Genomic DNA, 21742 nt, shown 5'->3' on the forward strand with positions numbered 1-21742 from the left:
GTGCCAGAAGAGAAAAATCGGGTTCGGTCTCGGCGGCACGTGCTGGCAGGGGGCCTTGTATGGCTTTGGAAAAGCCTCCGATCATGTGTGGAGAAAACGGGATCATGAAAAAAAAGACTGCTCTGCTTGCTGGCGTGGTTCTGGCCTGTGGCTGGGGTGTGGCCCCCGCTCAGGCCGCCGGGCATGTATGGGTGCCGCAGAACTGCGGCGATGAGCCAACAGCCCCCGCCGTAGATGTTTCCACCGTGGAGCGTTACAACGCCTCCGTGGATAAGGTGAGCGCTTACCAGAAGGAAGCCCGCGCCTATAACAGTTGCGTTGTGCGTTCGGCCCTGCATGAAGAAACCGCCATCAGCGAGGATGCAAAGGACCGCATCTCGTTCGTGCATGACAGTAGTTCTGCTGTGCAGAAGCGGATTGCCGGCAATTTTGAAAAACTGACCGCAACGCTCAAGGCAGGCAGCGCGCGCCTGCAGAAAGCCGCGCAGTAACGAAAAAAAACGCCCCGGCCTGTGCCCCTGATCTGCCTTTTGGGCTGAAAGCATGGCCGGGGCAAAACAGCTCTGACCTTGGGTGGAAAGCCCCTATTGGCATGGCGGAGCGTGGGCTGCTTTGCCGCGCATGGGGCTTTGCGCCTTGTGTGATGTCGCTGGCTGGGGCAGATATGCGGGTATCAGGCGAGTACTGCGCGAAGCGACAGCGCGGATTCAGGAAACAGGACAGGCCGGAACGTGTCAGAGGATCTTTTCAGGGAAGTGGATGACGCTCTGCGGGCCGAGCGTCTGCGTCGTGTAGCGTGGCGATATGCCGGGCTGGCTGCGGCGGCGGTTGTGGCCGTGGCTGCTGCTGGCGGCGGCTGGGCATGGCATGTGAACCAACTCAAGGTTGAGCGCCAGAAAGCGACAGGCGCGTATCTGACCGCCCTGAACCAGACAAGCAATCTCCCAGCCCCGATGGATGGTGCAACGGCCCCTGTTGCCCTGAGCAAGACGGCGCAGACGGGGCTCGATACCCTGCGCGAACTCGCTAAGCAGGCTCCTGATGGTGTGGCTGTCATGGCCCGCCTGCAGGAAGCGGGCATGCAGGCGGCACGGGGCGATACAAAAGCAGCTCTTGCTGCATGGGATAGCGTGCAGGCCGATGAAAACGCGCCGCGCCTGCTGCGTGATCTGGCCTCGCTCCTGTGGTGCCGCCAGCAGCTCGACACCGCAAATCCGGCGGAACTGCGCTCGCGCCTGTCCGTTCTGTCCGGCAAGGATCAGCCTTGGTACGGTCTGGCCACCGAGGCACTGGCCCTGCTGGATGTGCGTGAAGGGCATATTGACGATGCGCGCCGGAAATTTGCGGCCCTAATGGCCCAGCCTGATCTGCCCGGAGGCGTGCGGAGCCGCGCGCAGGACATGATGCAGGCCCTCGACCCGTCAGCAGGATAAGAGCATGAGCAGCAAAACAATGCCGGGCCAGCCCCACCGTAATGGATTGACTCGCCGCGGCCTGCTGGTGGCTGGTGCCATCGCTCCTGTTCTCACAGGCTGCGATGATGACGACAAGAAAGTGCCGCTGGTTGGCCACAGGACGGATATCCTGTCCTCCGGCGAGGCGCTGGTGGTGGACAAGGAAGACAAGACCGCCATTACCATGCCGGCCCCCATCACTGTGTCGGAATGGCCGATCAATGGCCGCGTGCCTGAACATACCAGCAGCAATTACGCATGGGGTGGGCTGCATGCCCGCTGGCGCAGGAGCATCGGGGCCGGTATTTCCGAACCGAGCCTGCTGGCATGGGCAGCGCTGGGCTCGCTCGGGCGGGGTATTATTCAGTCCCAGCCCATCGTGCATGATGGCCGCCTGTTCATGATGGATGCGCAGGGTGTTATCCGGGCGTTTTCATGGCCCGGCATGCGCCATGAATGGACATTCAACCCGCGGCCCAAAAAGCTTCAGTCCAGCAATCTGGGCGGTGGTCTGGGTGTCGATGGCGATACGCTCTATATTGTTGATGGCGTGTCTCAGGCGCTGGCGGTGAATGTTGCCACTGGCAAGGTCAAGTGGCGTACCGATATCGGCACACCCGGTCGTTCCGCCCCCACCATTGCCGAAGGGCGTGTGTTCTTCGGGACCATAGACGAACGGTTTTTTGCGCTGGATGCCGCGACAGGCCGCCAGCTCTGGAGCTATGCGGCCACAACGGTCGAAACCACGGTCTTTGGCCAGCCGGCTCCGGCTTTTGCCAATGGCGTGGTGGTGGCTGGTTTCGGCGGGGGTGATCTTGTTGCGTTCCGTGCGGAAAGTGGCGAGGTTGTCTGGTCTGAAATGCTTGGCAACGTGAACAGTCAGGCCAGCACGCTTAATCTGTCCTGTGTGCGCGGCCTGCCCGTTATCGTGGGTAGCGTGGTGTATGCGGTCAGCATGGCGCAGGTTCTGGCGGCGGTGGATATCCGCACCGGGCGGCGCGTGTGGGAGCGCTCGGTTGCCAGCCTGAACAATATCCTGATCGTGGGTGACTGGCTGTTCGTGCTTTCGCTCGACCAGCAGCTTGCCTGTCTGGATCGGCTGTCCGGCCATGTGCGCTGGATCACGCAGTTCCGCCGTTTCCGCAAGCTGGATACGGATAAGGATATCGTCACCTGGTTTGGCCCGGTTCTGGCGGGTGGCCAGCTTGTATGTCTGAGCACCCTGCCCGAAAACGGTATGGTGCGGGTTGATCCGGCAACCGGCCGGATTATTTCAGTGGATGCCATGGACAGCCCGGCCTGCATGGCGCCGATTATAGTGGACGGCCAGATGTTGATCGCCACGAATGAAGGATATCTGCGTTCCTATGGCTGATCGCTACAAACCCATGCGCCCCCCGGCGCCGCTGCCTACCGGAGACCTGCCGGTGGTGGTTATCGCGGGGCGGCCTAATGTGGGTAAATCGACCCTTTTCAACCGCCTGGTAGGCCGCAGGCAGGCGCTGGTGGCGGATACGCCCGGTGTGACCCGTGACCGTAAGGAAGGGGTGGCTCTGGTGCGCGGGCGGCATATACGCCTGATCGACACCGCCGGGCTGGAAGAAGCCGCCCCGGACAGCCTGTTCGGTCGTATGCGTGCCTCGTCCGAAAGTGCGGTGCATGAGGCGGATCTGGTTCTGTTCTGCATCGATGCGCGTGCAGGCATTACCCCGGCGGATGAACACTTCGCCCAGTGGATACGCCGCCAGAACCGGCCGGTGCTGCTGCTGGCCAACAAGGCCGAAGGGCGGCAGGGCACGGCCTCTGCGCTGGAAGCCTATGCCCTTGGTCTGGGTGAGCCTGTAGCGCTGTCCGCCGAGCACGGCGAAGGCGTGACAGACCTGATGTGGGAAATTGCCGAGCGCCTGCCCCAGTTCGCCAGCAGCGAACCGGAGGAAGAGGAACTGCCAGAAGACCCGGACGCTGAGGCAGATGCCCGCCCGCCGGGGCCGATGCGCGTAGCGATTGTGGGGCGGCCTAATGCGGGCAAGTCCACGCTGCTCAATACCCTGCTGGGTGAGGAGCGTATGATTACCGGCCCCGAACCGGGGCTGACACGCGATTCCATCGCCGTGACCCTGCATGATGGGGACGACACGTTCGAGATCGTCGATACGGCGGGCCTGCGCAAAAAGGCCCGTATTGACGAAACGCTGGAGAAAATGTCCGTCTCGGCTTCCATCGAGGCACTGAAAATGGCGGAAGTGGCCATTCTCGTGCTGGATGCCACGCTGGGTGTGCAGGAACAGGATCTCCAGATCGCACGGCTGATCGAGCGTGAGGGACGGGCCTGTGTTCTCGCCCTCAATAAATGGGACGCGGTGGAAGACAGGGCGGAAACCCGCAAGGCCATTCTGGATCGGTTGAGCATTTCGCTGGCGCAGATGCGTGGCGTGCCGGTGGTCACATTCTCGGCCCTGACTGGTGTAGCCGTGCATAAGCTGCTGCCCGCAGTGCGGGAGGCGTGGACCGTGTGGAACGCACGCATTCCCACAGGCGAGCTTAACCGCTGGTTTGAGGATATGCAGGAACGCCACCAGCCGCCGCTCGTTAACGGCAAGAGGCTGAAGCTGCGTTATATGACGCAGGTCAAGGCGCGGCCTCCTACTTTTGTCATTTTCGGCACACGGGCCGAGCAGATGCCTGAGGATTACAAGCGGTATCTGGTCAATGGCCTGCGTGAGACCTTCGACCTGCCGGGCGTGCCTATCCGCCTGCAGACCCGAGGCACTAAAAACCCTTACGCGGATCGCTGAGCCGTTCCGGCGGGGTCAGGTTTTTTTTAACCGCCTGACCCTGTTCCGCCCTGATCAGACCATACGGCGCGCAGGAAAAGCCTGACGCGGGCTCTGGTTATGCGGGCACGCAACGCAGGAGGCGAAATCAGGCATGAATACGCAGGACGTGGCGACACCCGCCCAACCCGGTGCGGCTTCAGGCTCCAGTGGTCTGTACGGTGCGGCTCGTGGCTGGGCTATGCTCGCTGTGGCGCTGTCGGTTTTCCTCGCTCTGCTGGATTACGCCATTGCCAATGTGGCGTTGCCCGATATAGCGCGCGACCTGCATGCCTCATCTTCCGCGTCTATCTGGGTGGTTAATGCCTATCAGATGGCCAGTCTGGTTACGCTGCTGCCGCTGGCAGCACTGGGTAGCCGTGTGGGTTTTGCCCGACTATGCCGGGCGGGCATTGTGCTGTTCATGCTGGCCTCGCTGCTGTGCGCGGTGGCCACCAACCTGCCTTTTCTGGCCATGGCGCGGGTTTTGCAGGGCATTGGCGGTGCGTGCATCATGAGCGTGAATATTGCTCTGGTGCGTTTTATCTATCCCCATGCGGAAATCGGGCGAGGGGTTGCCCTTAATGGTGTAGTGGTGGCGCTGGGCGTTGCCATGGGGCCAACGGCTGCGGCTGTTATCCTGACCATGGGTTCATGGCCATGGCTGTTCTGGATCAATCTGCCTATGGGCGCGCTGGCGCTAGGTGTTGCGGCATTTGCCTTGCCGGATACCCCCCGCACCGATGCCATGCCTGACAGAACCGGCAGTCTTTTGTGCATGCTGGCATTTGGCCTGTGCGTTATGGGCGGGGATTCATTGGCGCACCAGCAGGGGGTGTTGCTCTCCTGCCTGCTGCTGGTGGCCGGGCTTGCCGCAGGGGTAGTGCTGGCACGGCGTGAGCGGCATGTGCCACATCCCATCCTACCGGTGGACCTGCTGTGCACTCCTGCTTTTACGCTGGCGTTTATCAGTGGTTTTGCCGGTTTTGTGGCATCGAATTTCTATATCGTTTCCATGCCGTTCATGCTGCATGATACGTTGGGTCTGTCTTCGGCCCAGACAGGGCTGCTCATTACACCATGGCCGATTGGTATTCTGCTTTCCGCCCCGGTAATCCGCCGTGTGGCGGATCGGTATGAGGCCGGTGTGCTGTCTTCCATCGGGCTCAGCATTACGGCCTGTGGCTTTCTGTTGCTCTGGCAACTGCCAGCCCACCCGGCTGTGTGGGATATTGTGTGGCGAACAGCGATTGCGGGCTGGGGGTTTGGTTTTTTCCAGCCTCCGAACAATCGCGCCATGATGGTATCGGCTCCCGCCCTGCGCGCTGGTGGGGCCAGTGGCATGGTGCAGGTGGCGCGGCAGGCGGGGCAGACAGTTGGGGCTATGGGGGTGGCGGCATTTTTTGGCCTGTTCACAACCTCCGCAACCCATGACTGCTTGCTAATGGCCGCCTGTGTGGCGCTGACAGCAGCCTTGATTAGCGCCAGCCGTCTTTTGGTCAGGGTATCGGCCTGAACTGCGGGTAAGGGCTCATTCAGATACGGGGCAGGGATTTTCCGGCAGGCCGCGTTCCTGTAGGGTGTTTCTTTCTCTTTAGAAAGAAGGCTTGTTTTCATCATGGAAATGCACTGCCCACATTGCTCGTCCGAACATCCTTATGAGGACGGAGGGCTGTGGGTCTGCCCCGAATGCGGGCATGAATGGAGCGCGAATGCGCCCGTCGATCAGGCAGAGGACGAGGCTCAGGCCGTCGTAAAAGATGCCAACGGCACGGTTCTGGCGGATGGTGATAGCGTGACGGTTATCAAGGACCTCAAAATCAAGGGGGCATCGCAGGTTATCAAGGGCGGTACCAAGGTGCGCGGCATTCGTCTGGTGGATGGCGGCGGTGGCCACAACATCGCTTGCCGGATTACGGGACTGGGTGAAATGAACCTGAAATCCGAGTTCGTGAAAAAAGCCTGAAAGCCCTGTCCATGCGGGGTTTGCCTGTGCATGGATAGTTATGAAAAAGCCCGGCAGGTAGCCGGGCTTTTTTTTGAGGTTAGATTTCGCTTTCTAGGAAAATGCGGCTCGTATCGCCCTGCCACGCGCCGTAATAGCGTTCCAGCCAGTGCTCGGCCTGCGTGGGAGCCCCGGCCACGAGTGCTGTCAGCGGAGCTAGGTAAATCCACTCCGTTGCCTGACTTTCCTCATCCACGATGTCACGGCTTTGCAGACCGTCCATGGCAATGGCGATCATCTGGGCAGCAAGATCGCGCACGGTGCCTTCGCCCCAAGGCGTATCAAGCCCCATCATCGGCACAAGGCTACGCAGCTTTACATAGTCTTCCCACGGGTAGGAACGAACCAGCTCCCATGCGGCTTCAAGGGAGGCGTCGTCATAGAGCAGTCCTGTCCACAGGGCGGAGAGTGCCTGCATCATATCGGGGGAGCCAGCATCGGCCCCGCGCATTTCAAGGAACTGCTTGAGCCGCACATCGGGGAAGGCGGTTGTCAGGTGGTCTTCAAAATCGCCCATGGTGGGGCGGAAGTCTTCAAGACCGTCCTGCCTGTCGCCATTGAGCCACGCACGGAAGGAGCGGCCCGCCACGTTGTGCATCTTGCCATCACGCATGACGAAATACATCGGTACGTCCAGCACCCATTCCACATAGCGCTCAAAGCCGAAATCGGATTCAAACACACAGGCGGGCATGCCGGAGCGGGCATTGTCGGTATCTGTCCAGACCTGCGCGCGGTTGGACAGGAAATTGTTCGGCTTGCCTTCCTTGAAAGGCGAGTTGGCGAACAGGGCCGTGGCAACGGGCTGCAACGCCATGGACACACGCATCTTGCGGATCATGTCCTGCTCGGAGCCGAAATCGAGGTTGACCTGCACGGTGCAGGTGCGCTGCATCATGTCCAGCCCCATGCTGCCGACCTTGGGCATGTAGTCGCGCATGATCGCGTAGCGCGACTTGGGCATCCATGGCATTTCGGCGCGGGTGGCGGTGGGGTGAAAGCCGAGCGGGGCAAAGCCAAGGCCCAGCTTGCGTGCCAGCGGGCGGGTGCTGTCCAGGTGCGCGCGCAGTTCCCGCGCGGTTTCGTGCAAGGAGCGCAGCGGCGCGCCCGAAAGCTCGAACTGTCCCGCAGGCTCAAGCGAAATGGCGGCACCTGCCAGTTCGCCCCGGCCTTTCAGCCCGATAATGTGCGAGCCATCCAGAACCGAGGTCCAGTCATCGGGCTCGGATTTCTGTAGCGACTTGAGCAGTGCCTCAATGCCTTCGGGGGCATAGGGGGGCGTGGCATAGGCAGACAGGCCGGGATAGGGAGAAGACTCGCTGGCCGCCGTTTCAGGGCGGATAAAGCCAAATTTCTCGTGCTCGGTGCCAATGCGCCACGCCTCACGCGGTTTGCAGCCCTGCGCGAGGAGTTCGGCCAGAGCACTGACTGAGCGGATGGGGGTTTCGTCTGCCGCGCCGGGGTTGGACATGAGAGTTCCCTAAAATTGCCTGCATAAGAAAAAGCCCCGCAGCAGGACGCGCAAGGCATGACTGACACGTTATTGTGACAAAACGGTTCCCGAGCGCAAGCCACCCCCCATGAGGGCCAGCCCGGCGGCAACCGCGGTATCGGCTCGTAGTACCAGAGAACCGAGCGATATGGGGGCGACAAAGGCGCGTTTTGCCAGCATCTGGCTTTCGGCCTCGCTCCAGCCGCCTTCGGGGCCGATCAGTAGGCCATCGGCCTCGCGTGCCTCTGCCAGAGTGCGGGCAGGGGCCGCGTTCATGCGCTCCATGGCGACAAACAGCGTATGATCCGCAGGCCATGACCCGATGAGCGAGGCAAGGGGCGCTGGCGCGTTAACAGCGGGTATATCCAGCCGCTCGCACTGTTCGGCCGCCTCGGTGGCGATGGCGTGCAGTCGCTCCAGATTGACGCGGTGGCTGTTGGTGCGTTCGGTTATGACCGGCAGAAACTGCGTCACACCCAGTTCCGTGCCCATGCGTAGCACGAGATCGGTGGCATCGCGCTTGAGGAGTGCGAAGGCCAGAATAAGTGTGGGTTGTGCAAGGGCCGGGCGCAGAGGGCGCTCAAGGCGGAAGTGCCCCTTGTCCTTGCGGATATCGGCTATACTGGCCAGCCACTCGCCTGCCTGCGCATTGAACAGGCGCACCGTATCGCCTGCCGTGCGGCGCAGAACCGTGCCCAGATAGCGCGCCTGTTCGGCAGGCATCGGGCACAGCGCCTCCTGCCCGCCGGGGGGCAGGACTTCAGGAGGCGTGTAAAGACGCGGAAGCTGGGTAAAGCCGGTCATGATCCGCATGCTTATGGCATGCTGGCTCTTTATGGCATAGAGGGGGGGCAGCATTCACACGCCAGCCGAAAGGGGCTTTCATGCCGTATCAGCCATGAACCAGCATACCGATATACGGGCTACAGGGTGGATTTCCCGTCTGCCGCGCGGCATGCGCCCTTATGCCCTGCTGGCGCGGCTGGACAGGCCGGTTGGCACATGGCTGCTCTGGCTGCCGGGCATATGGGGTATTCTGCTGCCACAGAATGCAGAGTTGGCACCAGTGCAGCGGCTGCGGCTGATCGTGCTGTTTGGTATCGGCAGTCTGGTCATGAGGGCGGCAGGGTGCGTGGTCAACGATATGTGGGACCGCGATATCGACCGTCAGGTCAGCCGCACGGCGGGGCGGCCGCTGGCCTGTGGTGCGCTGGGCATGAAACAGGCTGTGGCGTTTCTGGCGTTTCTGCTCTTGGCGGGGCTGGCCGTTCTGGTGCAGCTCAATCCGCTGAGCTGGGTGCTGGGGGTGTCTTCTCTCGCGCTGGTGGCGTTTTACCCGCTGGCCAAGCGGCTGACATGGTGGCCGCAGCTTGTCATGGGCTTTACCTTCGGGTTTGGCGCGCCCATGGGCTATGCGGCGGCGGCGGGTTCTCTCTCATGGGCACAGGCCGCCCTGTATGGGGCCACCATTCTGTGGCAGCTTGGTTTTGATACGATCTACGGCTTTCAGGATATGGAGGATGATGCCCGCATTGGCGTCAAATCCACCTCCCGGCTTATGGTAGGGCATGCCCGCAGCTTTATTGCCGCCTGTTATGCGGGCATGGTGCTGTTGCTGGGCGTTGCGGGTTTTCTGGCCGGTCTGGGTGGGCTGTTCTGGCCTGTGCTGCTGCTGCCTGCCTGTCTGCTGGGGTATCAGGCGCTGCGGGTTAACCCGGCGGATCCGGTCTTGTGCCTGCGCCAGTTCCGTGCGAACCGGGAAATCGGTCTGGCGGTCGCTCTTGCCCTGCTTGCAGGGCTGTGGCGTGCATAAGGCTGCCAGTTGAAACGGCTTTAAGACAGACGGTAAGGAAGCGAACCGCGTGGACATATTTTCTTTTCTTTCCGCCCGTGCTCCTGCCTTGCCCACAACGCGGCAGAGCTGGCTTCTGTCGGTCGGCCTGTGCGCCCTGCTGGCCGCCAGCGGCACGCCCGCACTGGCGGCCGGGGCCGATGAGGGTAGTATTGCGGTTTCAACCGTAGACAGCCCAGCCATGGCGGCTCCTTCCGGCCCGGTCAGTGTTGTGCTGTCACCGCAGGACAAGGCACTGCTGGATAAAATCGAGCAGGAACTGAACCGCCAGAGCACCTTTCAGGCGCGGATCCGTCAGGTTGATTCCACGGGCAAGACCGAAACAGGCACGGTATGGATGAGGCGACCGGGGCGGATGCGTCTGGCCTATGATGCGCCCTCTCCACTGCTGCTGGTGGCGGCAGATGGCAAGGTCGTGTTCCGGGACAACCAGCTTGACCAGACAACGGTTATCCCTATCGACCGCACGCCGCTGGGGCTGCTGCTGCGTGAGCATATCAGCCTGTCGGGTGATGTGACGGTTACGGATTTCATCCGCGATAGCGGGTTGGTGCAGGTGACACTGGTGCGCACCTCCGCCCCTGGTGATGGTAGCCTGACGCTGGTTTTCCGCGAAAAGCCGCTGGCCCTTGTGGCATGGAGCGTGACCGATGCGCAGGCGCGCCAGACCCGTGTAACCCTGTCGGATATCCGCTCGGGATTGACGCTGGCAGACAGCCTGTTCGTGCTGCCACAGCAGCCGGACTAGGCGCTTAGGCCGTAAGAGCACTGGAAAAGCCGGCCCCGCATTGTGATATAGAAGGGGCGAGGCCCATGCCTGTATCGGCTGGCATGGTATGTCTGGATTGAACTTTAGAGGCAGCAGGATCTTCAGCCATGGCGGCACGGCGCGATACCCCTTTGGCGGGAGATGACCTTTTCGGTGCCGACGCGCCGCCGCAGGAAAAAGGCGCGGTTGGAGCCGAGTCTACCGCTTCAGCCCTCACACAGCCTCTGGCCGACCGGTTGCGCCCGGCCACCCTGGCGGATGTGGTGGGGCAGGGGCATCTGCTTGGGCCGGAGGGCGCACTCAGCCGCATGCTTGAGCGCGGTTCGCTAGCCAGCCTGATCCTGTGGGGCGGGCCGGGTGTGGGTAAAACCACCATTGCCCGGTTGCTGGCCAAGGCTGCGGGGCTCACCTTTGTGCAGCTTTCCGCCGTGTTCTCCGGTGTGGCCGATCTTAAAAAAGCGTTTGAGACAGCCCGCAGGCGGGCCGAGACCGGAGGCGCCACGCTGCTGTTCGTGGACGAAATCCACCGTTTCAACCGCGCCCAGCAGGATGGCTTTCTGCCGGTAGTGGAAGATGGCACGGTGGTTCTGGTGGGAGCGACCACGGAAAATCCGTCCTTCGCCCTCAACTCCGCCCTGCTGTCGCGCTGTCAGGTGATGGTGCTGAACCGGCTGGATGATGCGGCAATGGAAGCCCTGCTGGCCCGTGCCGAGCAGGCCGAAAACGTGACCCTGCCCCTGACGGAAGATGCCCGCGCCACCCTGCGCGCCATGGCGGATGGTGATGGTCGTTACCTGCTGAACATGGTGGAGCAGATTCTCAGCCTCAGGGACGGAGCGGTGCTGGATTCCAAGGCGCTTGCCAGACTGCTCGCGCGCCGCGCCATCCTGTATGACCGGGACCGCGAAGAGCATTACAATCTGATTTCCGCGCTGCATAAGTCTCTGCGCGGTTCAGACCCCGATGCAGCGCTGTACTGGTTTGCCCGTATGCTCGAAGGCGGAGAGGACCCGCGTTATCTGGCGCGCAGGCTCACACGCTTTGCCACCGAGGATGTGGGGATGGCTGATCCGCATGCCCTGCCACTGGCGGTTTCGGCGTGGGAGACATATGAGCGTCTGGGCTCGCCGGAGGGGGAGTTGGCTCTGGCGCAGCTTGTGGTGCATCTGGCAACCGCTCCCAAATCCAACGCCGCCTACAAGGCCTATAACGTGGCGCGTCGTGCAGCACGCGCAACCGGCAGCCTGATGCCCCCGGCCCATATTCTCAACGCCCCTACGCGGCTCATGCAGGATATTGGCTACGGCAAGGGGTATGAATACGACCACGATAGCGAAGAAGGCTTTTCAGGTCAGGACTATTTCCCACAGGGTATGCGGCGGCAGACCTTCTATGTTCCCACCGACAGGGGGTATGAAAGGGATGTCCGCCACAGGCTTGAAGCATGGTCACGCTTGCGCGAACGGCGCCAGTCGTGAATATCGCAGCATGAGCGTTGTCACTTTGAGCGTAACGGAAGATGAGGCCGGTATCCGCCTTGACCGTTATTTCCGCCGTCATTACCCGCACCTGACACAGGGCGGGCTGCAGAAACTGTGCCGCACGGGGCAGATCCGGGTGGATGGCCGCCGGGTTGAGGCCTCAACCCGGCTTGAGCCCGGGCAGAGCGTGCGCGTGCCGCCTATTCCCATGGCGGCCAAACCCGCGCGCGATGTGCCGCGCCCGCTTGATGAGCGTCTGGTGCGCGAAATCCGGGGCATGGTTATCTATCAGGATGCGCAGGTTATCGTGCTGAACAAGCCTGCGGGGCTGCCGGTGCAGGGCGGTCCGGGCATTACCAAGCATGTCGATATGATGCTCGACGGCCTGCGCGAAGGGGATGACCCACGCCCGCGCCTTGTGCACCGGATTGACCGTGACACGTCGGGCCTGCTGTTGCTGGCGCGCACCCCCGGTGTGGCGGCGCGGCTGGCGGCGTCTTTCCGGGGGCGTGACGTGCACAAGGTTTACTGGGCCGTAGTGGTAGGCAGGCCGGACCCGCAATCGGGCGAGATCGACCAGCCGCTGGCGCGCCTTGGTGTGGGGCCGGGGGCGATTACCGTTGCCGCTGACCGTACGGACAAGGATGCCCAGTCGGCACGTTCGGCCTATCAGGTTCTGGATTCGGCGGGGCGCCGGTTCTCATGGCTCGAGCTCTCGCCGTTGACGGGGCGTACTCACCAGTTGCGCGTGCATTGCGAATCACTCGGCACGCCTATTCTGGGGGATCCCAAATATGGTGGCGAGACGGCACATCCTTCCGGTTTTACCGACCAGCTTCACCTGCATGCACGCATGCTCGAAATTCCGCACCCGGCTGGGGGCAGGCTGACGGTTACGGCGGAACTGCCCGCCCATATGCGCGGCACCTTCCGCGATCTGGGGTTTACGGCGGGTAGCACCCCGGCACCCGTGCGGCGGGGCGGTTAAGGCTGGCCAGGTACCAGTAACGGAGAGGCACTGATGGGTCTGAAACGGAAAATCGGCCTGCTGGCCGGAGCAGCGGTTCTGCTGGTGGGCGGTGGCAGCATCGTATCCGCCACACAGGATGCGGACTGGCTGCGCACCCGGCTGGTGGATGCCGTGCAGATCAAAACCGGGCGTAGCCTCCATATTGGTGCCCTGCATGTCTGGATACTGCCATACCCTTGGGTGGAGGCGCGTGACGTAACCCTTTCAGGGGCCGGAGGGCTGGGGGAGGATGTGCTAGCTATCGGGCAGGTGCGTGCGCGCCTCTCTTTGCTGCCGCTGTTTTCGCACAGGGTAATCTTTCGCTCGGTCAGTATCGTGCAGCCCCATGTGCGGCTGCATCACCTGCCCGATAGCGCTGCGGCGCAGGCCGTGACGCAGGATCAGGGCGATGATACTCAGGCTGCATCCGGCCCGACGCAGGGGCAGTTGCACTGGAATTTCGGCCTGTCGGACTGCACGCTCACGCAGGCCGATATCAGTTGGGACGATGAACAGGCTCATCTTACCGGGGCGCTTAAGCTCAGTCAGGCACGCCTGACCGGGCTGGATGGCGCAATGACTGACTGGAACGTGGAAGGTGAAAAGGGTCACGGCCATTTTGTCCTGACCGGGCAGACCGGCCCGCTGCTTTCCATGGGCGAGGCCCCGCTGCCTCTGGCGCTGCGTCTTGCCCTGAAGGTGGATGGGCGTGACGCCGGTATGGCGCATCTGGATGGTGCGCTGTCTCCTTCGGGCGCGTCGGGGGGCGCTGGCTGGGGGTATCGCCTGACGGTGGGCGGGTCGCTTGCCCAGCTTGCGGACCTCAATGTGTTTTTCCCCCATGCGGATTTGCCTGCGGGCCAGAATGTCTCGGTCGATCTGGCGTTGGATGGAAAGGGCGATCAGCCCGGTATCCAGCGGCTGCACGCCCGTATTGGGGCGCTGGATATAGGGCGCTGGCTGCAAGGGGCCTCCCTGACAAGCCTGAGCGTGGATGCGAATAGCCCGGCAGACCCCGTGGCCCTGCATCTTGTGGGGCAGGTTGGCGGACAGCCGGTTTCCATCGCGGGTTCGGCTGGTGTGCTGGGCGGCTGGAGTGTGCGGCCACAGGAACTGCCGGTTGATCTGTCGCTGGAGCAGGGGGCGGCGCATCTGCATGTCAGCGGTGTGGCTGGTGTTGGACATTCTGCTCTGGATATGCAGGGCGAGCTTGAAGATCTTGCCCCCGATGCCGCTTTGCCTGCCCTGCAGGGTGTGCGCGTAAACGCGCATGTGGATAGCCCGGATACGCTCAGGCTGCTGGCCGCGCGGGATGCTGAACAGGTTCTGGCTGCTGTGTCAGGTGTGGGTGATGTCAGTGCCCGCAGCCTGACATGGCAGGGCACGGGCTGGAGTGGGGTGGTGGCGCATGTTGTCGCGCAGGCGGGCCAGTTCAGCCTCGCGCCGCTGGCAGCGCAGGGTAGTGGTATTGCGCAGGCGGCCCGGGTGGATATTACGCCTGCGGCAGACGGGCCCCATTTTGCGGTGCAACTCAACCCGGTCATGCTGCCGCTTTCCGCCGTGCAGACATGGCTTGGCCTGCCGCAGGATATGCGGGGCAATCTGTTGCTTGTAGGGTCTGTTTCGGCTCAGGGTCGTGACACGGCAACCAGACGGCAGACCTTGGTTGGGCATATTGGTGCTTCCGTGGTGGATGGCGGGGTTAGCGCAACGCTTATCAAGGCGCTGCTGGGCCCGCAGGCTCCACGCCTGAATGGCTGGATGCCGGTGCGCTGCTTTGGTGCGCATATGCAGTTTGGCGATGATGTTGCGCATATCAATCCGCTGGGTCTGCAAAGCGATTTTGTCCAGCTTGATGGTAATGGCAGTGTTGCCATGGGTTCCGGCGCGCTGGACCTGCATCTTTCCCCCCGTATCCAGCTTGGTGCCGCTTCCGCCGCCTCGCGCATACGGGTGGGTGGAACGGTGTCCGCACCACTTCCCGCGCTGGATACGGATGCAGGCGGGCGTTATGGTGTGACAATCGGTGGTGATGATGGCAGCGCGGATTCTTGCCCGGCTCTGCTGTCCGCCGTGCGGGAGGGTGTTGCCGGGCCAGCAGCACCACCAAAAAAGAGCGGTAAGGGAGAAAAGATCATGAACCTTCTGCAGGGTCTGGGGCTGTTCCGATGAGCGCGCCGCAGCAGTCATCCGCACGTAAGCGTTTCTGGAAACAGGTGGATGTCGTGCAGGAGGCAGATGGCTATGCCGTGCAGCTTGATGGCCGGGGTGTCAGGTTGCCGGGCAGAATGCCGCTTTGCGTGCCCTCGCGCGCGCTGGCCGAGGCGTTGGCTGCGGAATGGCGGGCGGCGGGCCAGACGGCGGATGGTAGCTTTACCCCGGCGGAACTGCCGCTAACGGGCATTGCTGGCTCCATGCTCGAGCGTATTCCGGGAGCGCGTGAAGGTGTGCGCGCCAGCTTGCTGGCTTATGCGGGCAGTGACCTGCTATGCTACCGCGATGCCGCAAACCCTGCGCTGGCCGAGCGGCAGCGTACGGAATGGGATCCATGGCTGAACTGGCTGGCCCGGGAAACGGGCGCGCGGCTTGAGGTGACGCTGGGCGTTATGCCCGTGGCCCAGTCGGAGCAGGCGGTGGAGGCCTTGAGGGGCGCTCTGGCAGCCTGTTCGGATGCCGAACTGGCGGTGCTGGGGGTTGCTGCTCCTGCTCTGGGTAGTCTCGTGCTGGGGCTGGCTCTGCTGCGCGAGGCGGCGTCTCCTGCGGCGCTGGCGGCTTGCGCCACGCTGGACGAGCGTGCGCAGATGGCTGTCTGGGGTGAAGACCCCGAGGTAACGGACCGGATGGCGGCCATGCAGGATGAAGTGGAACACGCTGCGCGCTTTCTGGTTCTGTTCCGTCAGGGGTGAAGGATGGCGGGGCGGTTTAGGCCCGGCCTGTAAATATCTTGACAGGGGGGAGGTGATGGCCTAACCCCGTCTCACACAAAGAACCGCCACCTCGCGAGTGTTCGCGCAGTGGCGCGTTTTGTTATGGGGTATAGTACTGGTGTTCGAAGCGCTTTCAGGCAGGCTTTCCGGGGTTTTTGACGGGCTCGCAAAACGTGGCGCGCTGTCCGAAGCCGACGTGATGGAGGCAATGCGCGAAGTCCGTCTGGCCATGCTGGATGCAGACGTTGCGCTGCCTGTCGTAAAGGACTTCGTCAACAAGGTGCGTGAGCGCGCCATCGGGCATGAGGTGCTGGACAGCATTTCGCCCGGTCAGGCTGTTGCGAAAATCGTTAACGATGCCCTGATCGATGCCCTTGGTGGCGCGGGAGCCGTGCCGCTCAACCTTAGTGCTGTGCCGCCGGTGCCGGTGCTGATGGTGGGTTTGCAGGGTTCTGGTAAAACCACCACGTCCGGCAAGCTGGCCCTGCGCCTGCATGAGCGGGACCGCAAGAAAGTGCTGCTGGCCTCGCTGGATACCCAGCGCCCGGCGGCACAGTTGCAGCTTGCCCAGCTTGCCACGCAGGCCGGTGTGGTTTCTCTGCCGATTGTAGCGGGGCAGACACCGGTTGAAATCGCCCGCCGCGCCATGGAAACAGGCCGGCGCGAAGGGTATGATGTCGTCATTCTGGATACGGCGGGCCGCCTGTCCATTGACGAAGCCCTGATGGACGAAGTCCGCCAGATCCGTGATGTGGTAACGCCAGCGGAAACCCTGCTGGTGGTGGATGCCATGACCGGGCAGGACGCGGTCAACACCGCCAAGTCCTTTAACGAGGCGGTGGGTGTCAGCGGCGTTGTCATGACCCGTATGGATGGCGATGCCCGTGGCGGTGCCGCTCTGTCCATGAAGGCCATTACCGGCGCGCCAATCAAGCTGACCGGTTCGGGCGAAAAGCTCGATGCGCTGGAGGAATTCCACCCTGAACGTGTCGCTGGCCGTATCCTCGGTCTTGGCGATATTGCCGGGCTGGTGGAAAAAGCCGCCGATACCCTCGATCATGAGGAAGGGGAACGCCTCGCCAAGCGGATGATGGCTGGCAAGTTCGATCTGGACGACTATGCCTCCCAGATCCGCCAGATCAACAAGCTGGGGTCCATTTCGGGTATTCTCGGCATGCTGCCGGGTATGGGCAAGATCAAGGACGCCATTGGCGACAAAGATCTGGATCAGTCCATCCTCAAGCGGCACCTTGCTATTATTTCGTCCATGACCAAGGGGGAGCGTCGTGCGCCCTCCATCATTAAGGCATCACGCAAGAAGCGTATTGCCGCCGGGTCAGGGACAACGGTTCAGGATGTCAACAAGCTGCTCAAGCAGTTCGATATGATGTCCTCCATGATGAAGCGCTTTAATAAACTGGGTGTGAAAGGTCTCATGCGCCAGGGAATGTCTGCGCTCATGCCTAAGGGAATGGGCGGAGGCCCGTCGGGTGGACCCGGCATGCCTCCCTTCCGCTGATGCGGGCTGTTTCCGTCGGTTATGTTTTCGGGTTTTTGTTTTTGGGTCTGGAGTAAGTCCGAATGAGTCTTAAAATTCGTCTCGCCCGTGCGGGTGCAAAGAAGCGCCCCTACTATCACATTGTTGTGGCCGACAGCCGCAGCCCGCGCGATGGCCGTTTCATTGAAAAGGTAGGGGCCTATAACCCCATGCTGCCGTCCGACCACGCCGAGCGCGTGCGTCTGGTTGGTGAGCGCATCACGCACTGGCTTTCTCAGGGCGCGCAGCCCACGGACCGTGTTGCCCGCTTCTTGGGTAACGCTGGTCTGGCTGAAAAGCCCGTTTTCCGTGAGCAGCCCAAGAAGGCCGCTCCCAAGAAGCGTGCTCAGGAACGTGCCGCCGCTGCCGCCAAAGCAGCCGAAGCCGCAGCCTGAAGCCTGTCTGAACCGCCATGTCTCCTGATCTCATCCTGATCGGTGTTGTGGGGAAACCGCATGGAGTGCGCGGCCTTGTGCACGTGCGCTCCTATGCGCAGGACCCCACTTCGCTCGAACAGTATGAGGCACTGCTTGATGCGCAGGGCCGTCGCTGGTCAGTGCGTTGGCGCGGTGGAGAAGGTGTGGCGGAACTGATAGACGCGCAGGGTCGGCCTCTGGCTGACCGTACGCAGGCGCAGGCCATGGTAAACATGCGGCTTTATGTGCCGCGTGATGCTCTGCCCGAGCCGGAGGAAGAAGAATTCTACCATGCTGACCTGATCGGTATGGAAGCATTCGAAAACGGTCTTTCTCTGGGGCGGGTAGCAATGGTGCATGACTACGGTGCCGGTGCCAGTCTTGAGCTGGCAGGCGGCGTGCTTGTGCCCTTTACAAAGGCCTGCGTGCCACAGGTTGACCTGAAGCAGCGCACTCTGAGCGTAATCCGCCCGACTGATGTCGCGGGGGAGGAAGGCCGGGGTGTGGGGCGTCCGGTGCAGGCTGGGGTATCGGCATGACATGGCATGCCACGGTGCTGACGCTATTCCCGGAAATGTTTCCGGGGCCTCTGGGGCTCTCCCTTGCGGGGCGGGCACTGGAAGCAGGGGTGTGGTCGTGCCGGACCGAGGATTTGCGCCAGCATGGGCTGGGGCGGCATCGGGCTGTGGACGATACGCCGTTTGGCGGTGGCGCGGGCATGGTCATTCGACCGGATGTGGCAGATGCCGCCCTTAGGGCAGCGGATGTGGTAGCAGACGTGCCCGTGGTTTATCTGACACCACGTGGCAGGCCTCTGACCCAGCAGACGGTGCGCCGTTATGCGCAGGGTCCGGGGGTTATGCTGCTGTGCGGACGGTTTGAAGGGGTGGACGAGCGCGTGTTGCAGGCACGTGGCGTTGAGGAGGTTTCCATCGGGGATTATGTTCTCTCCGGTGGAGAAACCGCAGCGCTGGTTCTGCTGGATGCGTGCGTGCGCCTGCTGCCCGGCGTGATGGGGAGCGAGGAAAGCGGCGTGGAGGAAAGTTTTTCCGAAGGGCTGCTGGAATATCCGCACTATACCCGTCCCGCTGAATGGGAAGGGCGTGGTGTGCCGGAAATCCTGCTTTCAGGTAACCATGCCGCCATTGCGGCCTGGCGGCGTGGGCAGGCGGAAGAAACAACGCGGGAAAGAAGGCCGGATTTATGGTCCGCCTGGCTGGCCCGCAAGGAAACAAACAGGGCTGTAGCTGTGGGCGGGGCCGCACAGACAGGCCAGTAGGGGTTTGAGGAAGGATACCGAGATGAATATCATTCAGCAGTACGAAGCTGCGGAAATCGCGCGGCTGACAGCGGAACGCCCTGTTCCGGAATTCGAAGCAGGCGATACCGTGCGCGTGTCCGTGCAGGTTAAGGAAGGCGAGCGCGTGCGTCTGCAGGCGTTTGAAGGCGTTGTGATTGCCCGTTCCAACAAGGGCCTGAACAGCAACTTCACCGTGCGCAAGATTTCCAATGGTGAAGGTGTGGAGCGTGTGTTCCCGCTCTATGCCCCCACCGTGGCCGAAATCAAGGTTGTGCGTCGTGGTAAGGTGCGTCGCGCGAAGCTGTATTACCTGCGTGGCCGTAGCGGCAAGTCCGCCCGTATTGCCGAGCGCCCGCGTGAAGTGGTTGCTCCGGTCGCCGGTTGATCCGGTAACGGGCTGAACAGCCATGGCGGCCATAACGCCGCCATGGCTCGCGCGCGAACAGGCTGCATGCAGTCTGCTGGCCCGGTTGGCGCAAAAAGCTGGCCGGGTTTTCGTGCGCATACGGGTATCATTGGTGCCTGTGTAACAGGGTCTGGTGCGGGGGCTGTTTTGCTCTTGCCGATTATGTATCAAGCACACCGCCCCGCCGTTCTGACCCACGGCATGGACAGGGCTGGATAAGAAGGAGGTGGCCATGGCGCCGCGCACGTTGTTCGACAAGATCTGGGATGATCATGTCGTGGAAACTCTGCCCGATGGCACCTCCATCCTTTATATAGACCGCCATCTTGTGCATGAGGTCACCAGCCCTCAGGCGTTCGAGGGGCTGCGTCTGGCCGGTCGGCGGTTGCGTCATCCCGAGCGGACGATTGCCGTGGTGGACCATAACGTTCCCACCTCGGACCGCACCCAGCCGATTGAAGAGCCGGAAAGCCGGAACCAGATTGAAACGCTCGAACGCAACGTGAAGGAATTCGGGGTACCGTATTTCCCGCTGCTGTCGGCCAATCAGGGGATCGTTCATGTGGTTGGGCCGGAGCAGGGCATTTCCTTGCCGGGCATGACCATCGTGTGTGGTGACTCCCATACCTCCACCCATGGCGCCATGGGCTCTCTGGCATTTGGCATCGGCACGTCTGAAGTCGAGCATGTCATGGCCACGCAGACCATTCTGCAAAGACCGGCCAAGAACATGCGCGTGATCGTGGAGGGTGTGCCCGGCCATGGTGTTTCCGCCAAGGACATCATGCTGGCAATCATCGGGCATATCGGCACGGCAGGCGGCACGGGCCATGTGATTGAGTTCGCGGGTTCGGCCATACGCGGGCTGGACATGGCTGGCCGCATGACGCTGTGCAACATGTCGATCGAAGCGGGCGCACGGGCTGGGCTGGTTGCACCGGACGAGACGACATTCGAATATGTGCGTGGCCGTCCTTTCGCCCCCAAGGGTGAGGATTTCGATCGCGCCGTTGCATACTGGAAAACGCTGTCGACCGATGAGGGTGCGCATTTCGACAAGGAAGTGACCCTGCGGGCCGAGGATATCAGCCCGACCCTGACATGGGGCACCAGCCCCGAAACGGTGCTGCCAATCAGCGGCACCGTGCCCGACCCGGCACAGGAACCCGACGAAGCCCGCCGCACGCAGATGCAGCGCATGTTGGACTATATGGGGTTGCAGGCGGGTCAGGCTATCTCAGGCACGCCGGTCGATGTCGTGTTTATCGGATCATGCACCAATAGCCGGATTGAAGACCTGCGCGCCGCTGCACAAGTGGCCGAGGGGCGCAAGGTAGCGCAAGGTGTGCGCGCCATGATTGTGCCCGGTTCGGGCAATGTGAAGCGTCAGGCGGAGGAAGAAGGGCTGGACAAGGTCTTTCTTGATGCTGGTTTTGAATGGCGCGAGGCGGGTTGCTCGATGTGTCTGGGCATGAACCCCGACCGTCTGACACCGGGGCAGCGTTGTGCGTCCACATCCAATCGTAATTTCGAAGGCCGACAGGGGCCGGGTGGGCGCACGCACCTGCTTTCGCCCGCAATGGCTGCGGCCGCGGCCGTTACGGGATGCCTGACGGATGTGAGGGAACTGGTCTGATGGAAAAATTTACCACACTCTCCGCCATTGCCGCTGCCCTGCCGGAAGCGAATATCGATACGGACAAGATCATTCCCGCGCGGTTTCTCAAAACCACGCAGCGCACGGGGCTTGGGCGGCACGCTTTTGATGCCATGCGCTACCGTGAGGACGGGTCGGAAAATCCTGATTTCGTTCTGAACCGCGATCCGTGGCGCAAAGCGGAAATTCTGATTACCTTCGACAATCTCGGTTGTGGTTCTTCGCGTGAGCACGCGCCGTGGGCCCTGCTGGATTTTGGCATACGCTGCGTGATCGCGCCGTCCTTTGCTGACATCTTCTTCAACAACTGTTTCAAGAACGGCATTCTGCCCATCAGCCTGCCGCGTGACGTGTGCGAACGCCTGATGGATGATGCATCCATGGGGGAAAACGCCCGTCTGACGGTCGATCTGGCCCGACAGGTCGTGATCCGGCCGGATGGTGAGGAAGTGGCGTTTGAAATGGACCCTTTCCGCAAGCATCTGCTGCTTGAAGGGCTGGATGATATCGGCCAGACCCTCCAGCACGAGCAGGGTATCACCCGGTATGAAAACCGCGAGAACCAGGAAAAATCCTGGATGCCCTCCATTCATATCGACTGATTTTTTCTTTTTTCGGAGCGCG

21 protein-coding genes are annotated in these 21742 nt (G+C 62.1%); 19 read left to right on the forward strand and 2 right to left on the reverse strand.

What is annotated here, in order from left to right; all coding sequences use genetic code 11:
- The first annotated feature begins 104 nt into the window (after positions 1 to 104).
- The 6 genes from ABF757_RS02540 to ABF757_RS02565 all read left to right on the forward strand — a co-directional run bounded on the left by ABF757_RS02540 (position 105) and on the right by ABF757_RS02565 (position 6233).
- Positions 105 to 491 carry a hypothetical protein gene (locus ABF757_RS02540; RefSeq protein ID WP_415480798.1) on the forward strand — a complete coding sequence of 129 codons (387 nt, stop codon included), beginning with the start codon at positions 105 to 107 and terminating at the stop codon, positions 489 to 491.
- Positions 492 to 731: 240 nt separating this feature from the next.
- The gene (locus ABF757_RS02545) at positions 732 to 1433 is read left to right on the forward strand and encodes a tetratricopeptide repeat protein (protein WP_025861257.1); all 702 of its coding nucleotides are present in this window, start codon (positions 732 to 734) and stop codon (positions 1431 to 1433) included.
- Between the two features lie 4 nt (positions 1434 to 1437).
- Positions 1438 to 2829 carry a PQQ-like beta-propeller repeat protein gene (locus tag ABF757_RS02550; RefSeq protein ID WP_415480799.1) on the forward strand — a complete coding sequence of 464 codons (1392 nt, stop codon included), beginning with the start codon at positions 1438 to 1440 and terminating at the stop codon, positions 2827 to 2829.
- 13 nt (positions 2830 to 2842) lie between these two features.
- A complete protein-coding gene (der, locus tag ABF757_RS02555; RefSeq protein WP_025861259.1) occupies positions 2843 to 4249 on the forward strand; it encodes a ribosome biogenesis GTPase Der in 1407 nt (468 codons plus the stop codon).
- A 133-nt stretch (positions 4250 to 4382) separates the two neighbouring features.
- Positions 4383 to 5783 (forward strand): MFS transporter, encoded by a 1401-nt coding sequence (locus ABF757_RS02560; protein WP_415480800.1) that lies wholly within the window; start codon positions 4383 to 4385, stop codon positions 5781 to 5783.
- Positions 5784 to 5891: 108 nt separating this feature from the next.
- Positions 5892 to 6233, forward strand: a complete 342-nt coding sequence (locus tag ABF757_RS02565; RefSeq protein ID WP_415480835.1) for a zinc ribbon domain-containing protein YjdM — start codon at positions 5892 to 5894, stop codon at positions 6231 to 6233.
- 79 nt (positions 6234 to 6312) lie between these two features.
- On the opposite strand, the gene ABF757_RS02570 is transcribed toward ABF757_RS02565, so the two are convergent.
- Both ABF757_RS02570 and ABF757_RS02575 read right to left on the reverse strand, forming a co-directional pair.
- The gene (locus ABF757_RS02570) at positions 6313 to 7743 is read right to left on the reverse strand and encodes a glutamate--cysteine ligase (protein WP_415480801.1); all 1431 of its coding nucleotides are present in this window, start codon (positions 7741 to 7743) and stop codon (positions 6313 to 6315) included.
- A gap of 69 nt (positions 7744 to 7812) precedes the next feature.
- Positions 7813 to 8622 (reverse strand): 16S rRNA (uracil(1498)-N(3))-methyltransferase, encoded by an 810-nt coding sequence (locus tag ABF757_RS02575; RefSeq protein ID WP_415480802.1) that lies wholly within the window; start codon positions 8620 to 8622, stop codon positions 7813 to 7815.
- 40 nt (positions 8623 to 8662) lie between these two features.
- Between ABF757_RS02575 and ubiA the strand changes: the two genes are divergently transcribed.
- The 13 genes from ubiA to leuD all read left to right on the forward strand — a co-directional run bounded on the left by ubiA (position 8663) and on the right by leuD (position 21720).
- A complete protein-coding gene (gene ubiA, locus ABF757_RS02580) occupies positions 8663 to 9577 on the forward strand; it encodes a 4-hydroxybenzoate octaprenyltransferase (RefSeq protein WP_415480803.1) in 915 nt (304 codons plus the stop codon).
- A gap of 136 nt (positions 9578 to 9713) precedes the next feature.
- Positions 9714 to 10364, forward strand: a complete 651-nt coding sequence (locus ABF757_RS02585; RefSeq protein ID WP_415480836.1) for a LolA family protein — start codon at positions 9714 to 9716, stop codon at positions 10362 to 10364.
- Between the two features lie 128 nt (positions 10365 to 10492).
- The gene (locus ABF757_RS02590; RefSeq protein ID WP_415480804.1) at positions 10493 to 11863 is read left to right on the forward strand and encodes a replication-associated recombination protein A; all 1371 of its coding nucleotides are present in this window, start codon (positions 10493 to 10495) and stop codon (positions 11861 to 11863) included.
- 10 nt (positions 11864 to 11873) lie between these two features.
- A complete protein-coding gene (locus ABF757_RS02595) occupies positions 11874 to 12854 on the forward strand; it encodes an RluA family pseudouridine synthase (protein WP_415480805.1) in 981 nt (326 codons plus the stop codon).
- A 33-nt stretch (positions 12855 to 12887) separates the two neighbouring features.
- Positions 12888 to 15047, forward strand: a complete 2160-nt coding sequence (locus ABF757_RS02600; protein WP_415480806.1) for an AsmA family protein — start codon at positions 12888 to 12890, stop codon at positions 15045 to 15047.
- Positions 15044 to 15781, forward strand: a complete 738-nt coding sequence (locus ABF757_RS02605; protein WP_415480807.1) for an ATP12 family chaperone protein — start codon at positions 15044 to 15046, stop codon at positions 15779 to 15781. The genes ABF757_RS02600 and ABF757_RS02605 overlap by 4 nt, the downstream gene beginning before the upstream one ends.
- 139 nt (positions 15782 to 15920) lie before the next feature.
- The gene (ffh, locus tag ABF757_RS02610) at positions 15921 to 17321 is read left to right on the forward strand and encodes a signal recognition particle protein (protein ID WP_415480837.1); all 1401 of its coding nucleotides are present in this window, start codon (positions 15921 to 15923) and stop codon (positions 17319 to 17321) included.
- A 62-nt stretch (positions 17322 to 17383) separates the two neighbouring features.
- The gene (gene rpsP, locus ABF757_RS02615) at positions 17384 to 17734 is read left to right on the forward strand and encodes a 30S ribosomal protein S16 (protein WP_415480808.1); all 351 of its coding nucleotides are present in this window, start codon (positions 17384 to 17386) and stop codon (positions 17732 to 17734) included.
- Between the two features lie 17 nt (positions 17735 to 17751).
- Positions 17752 to 18294 (forward strand): ribosome maturation factor RimM, encoded by a 543-nt coding sequence (rimM, locus tag ABF757_RS02620; RefSeq protein WP_025861516.1) that lies wholly within the window; start codon positions 17752 to 17754, stop codon positions 18292 to 18294.
- The gene (trmD, locus tag ABF757_RS02625) at positions 18291 to 19034 is read left to right on the forward strand and encodes a tRNA (guanosine(37)-N1)-methyltransferase TrmD (RefSeq protein WP_415480809.1); all 744 of its coding nucleotides are present in this window, start codon (positions 18291 to 18293) and stop codon (positions 19032 to 19034) included. The genes rimM and trmD overlap by 4 nt, the downstream gene beginning before the upstream one ends.
- 22 nt (positions 19035 to 19056) lie before the next feature.
- A complete protein-coding gene (gene rplS / locus ABF757_RS02630) occupies positions 19057 to 19440 on the forward strand; it encodes a 50S ribosomal protein L19 (protein WP_025861518.1) in 384 nt (127 codons plus the stop codon).
- Positions 19441 to 19693: 253 nt separating this feature from the next.
- A complete protein-coding gene (gene leuC / locus ABF757_RS02635) occupies positions 19694 to 21097 on the forward strand; it encodes a 3-isopropylmalate dehydratase large subunit (RefSeq protein WP_415480810.1) in 1404 nt (467 codons plus the stop codon).
- Positions 21097 to 21720, forward strand: coding sequence for a 3-isopropylmalate dehydratase small subunit (leuD, locus tag ABF757_RS02640; protein ID WP_415480811.1), 624 nt, complete (start codon positions 21097 to 21099; stop codon positions 21718 to 21720). Before leuC ends, leuD begins: the two co-directional genes overlap by 1 nt.
- The last annotated feature ends 22 nt before the right edge of the window (positions 21721 to 21742 follow it).

It is taken from the genome of Acetobacter papayae (genome assembly GCF_047721125.1).
In the GTDB taxonomy this organism is placed as follows: Bacteria; Pseudomonadota; Alphaproteobacteria; order Acetobacterales; family Acetobacteraceae; genus Acetobacter; species Acetobacter papayae.

Coding starts and splice junctions, on each gene's coding strand:
- ABF757_RS02595 (WP_415480805.1), top strand. CDS start 11,874: ATGAGCGTTGTCACTTTGAGCGTAACGGAAGATGAGGCCGGTATCCGC.
- leuD (WP_415480811.1), top strand. CDS start 21,097: ATGGAAAAATTTACCACACTCTCCGCCATTGCCGCTGCCCTGCCGGAA.
- ABF757_RS02550 (WP_415480799.1), top strand. CDS start 1,438: ATGAGCAGCAAAACAATGCCGGGCCAGCCCCACCGTAATGGATTGACT.
- ubiA (WP_415480803.1), top strand. CDS start 8,663: ATGAACCAGCATACCGATATACGGGCTACAGGGTGGATTTCCCGTCTG.
- leuC (WP_415480810.1), top strand. CDS start 19,694: ATGGCGCCGCGCACGTTGTTCGACAAGATCTGGGATGATCATGTCGTG.
- ABF757_RS02605 (WP_415480807.1), top strand. CDS start 15,044: ATGAGCGCGCCGCAGCAGTCATCCGCACGTAAGCGTTTCTGGAAACAG.
- ABF757_RS02590 (WP_415480804.1), top strand. CDS start 10,493: ATGGCGGCACGGCGCGATACCCCTTTGGCGGGAGATGACCTTTTCGGT.
- rimM (WP_025861516.1), top strand. CDS start 17,752: ATGTCTCCTGATCTCATCCTGATCGGTGTTGTGGGGAAACCGCATGGA.
- ABF757_RS02570 (WP_415480801.1), bottom strand. CDS start 7,743: ATGTCCAACCCCGGCGCGGCAGACGAAACCCCCATCCGCTCAGTCAGT.
- rplS (WP_025861518.1), top strand. CDS start 19,057: ATGAATATCATTCAGCAGTACGAAGCTGCGGAAATCGCGCGGCTGACA.
- trmD (WP_415480809.1), top strand. CDS start 18,291: ATGACATGGCATGCCACGGTGCTGACGCTATTCCCGGAAATGTTTCCG.
- ABF757_RS02540 (WP_415480798.1), top strand. CDS start 105: ATGAAAAAAAAGACTGCTCTGCTTGCTGGCGTGGTTCTGGCCTGTGGC.
- rpsP (WP_415480808.1), top strand. CDS start 17,384: ATGAGTCTTAAAATTCGTCTCGCCCGTGCGGGTGCAAAGAAGCGCCCC.
- der (WP_025861259.1), top strand. CDS start 2,843: ATGCGCCCCCCGGCGCCGCTGCCTACCGGAGACCTGCCGGTGGTGGTT.
- ABF757_RS02560 (WP_415480800.1), top strand. CDS start 4,383: ATGAATACGCAGGACGTGGCGACACCCGCCCAACCCGGTGCGGCTTCA.
- ABF757_RS02600 (WP_415480806.1), top strand. CDS start 12,888: ATGGGTCTGAAACGGAAAATCGGCCTGCTGGCCGGAGCAGCGGTTCTG.
- ABF757_RS02575 (WP_415480802.1), bottom strand. CDS start 8,622: ATGCTGCCCCCCCTCTATGCCATAAAGAGCCAGCATGCCATAAGCATG.
- ABF757_RS02565 (WP_415480835.1), top strand. CDS start 5,892: ATGCACTGCCCACATTGCTCGTCCGAACATCCTTATGAGGACGGAGGG.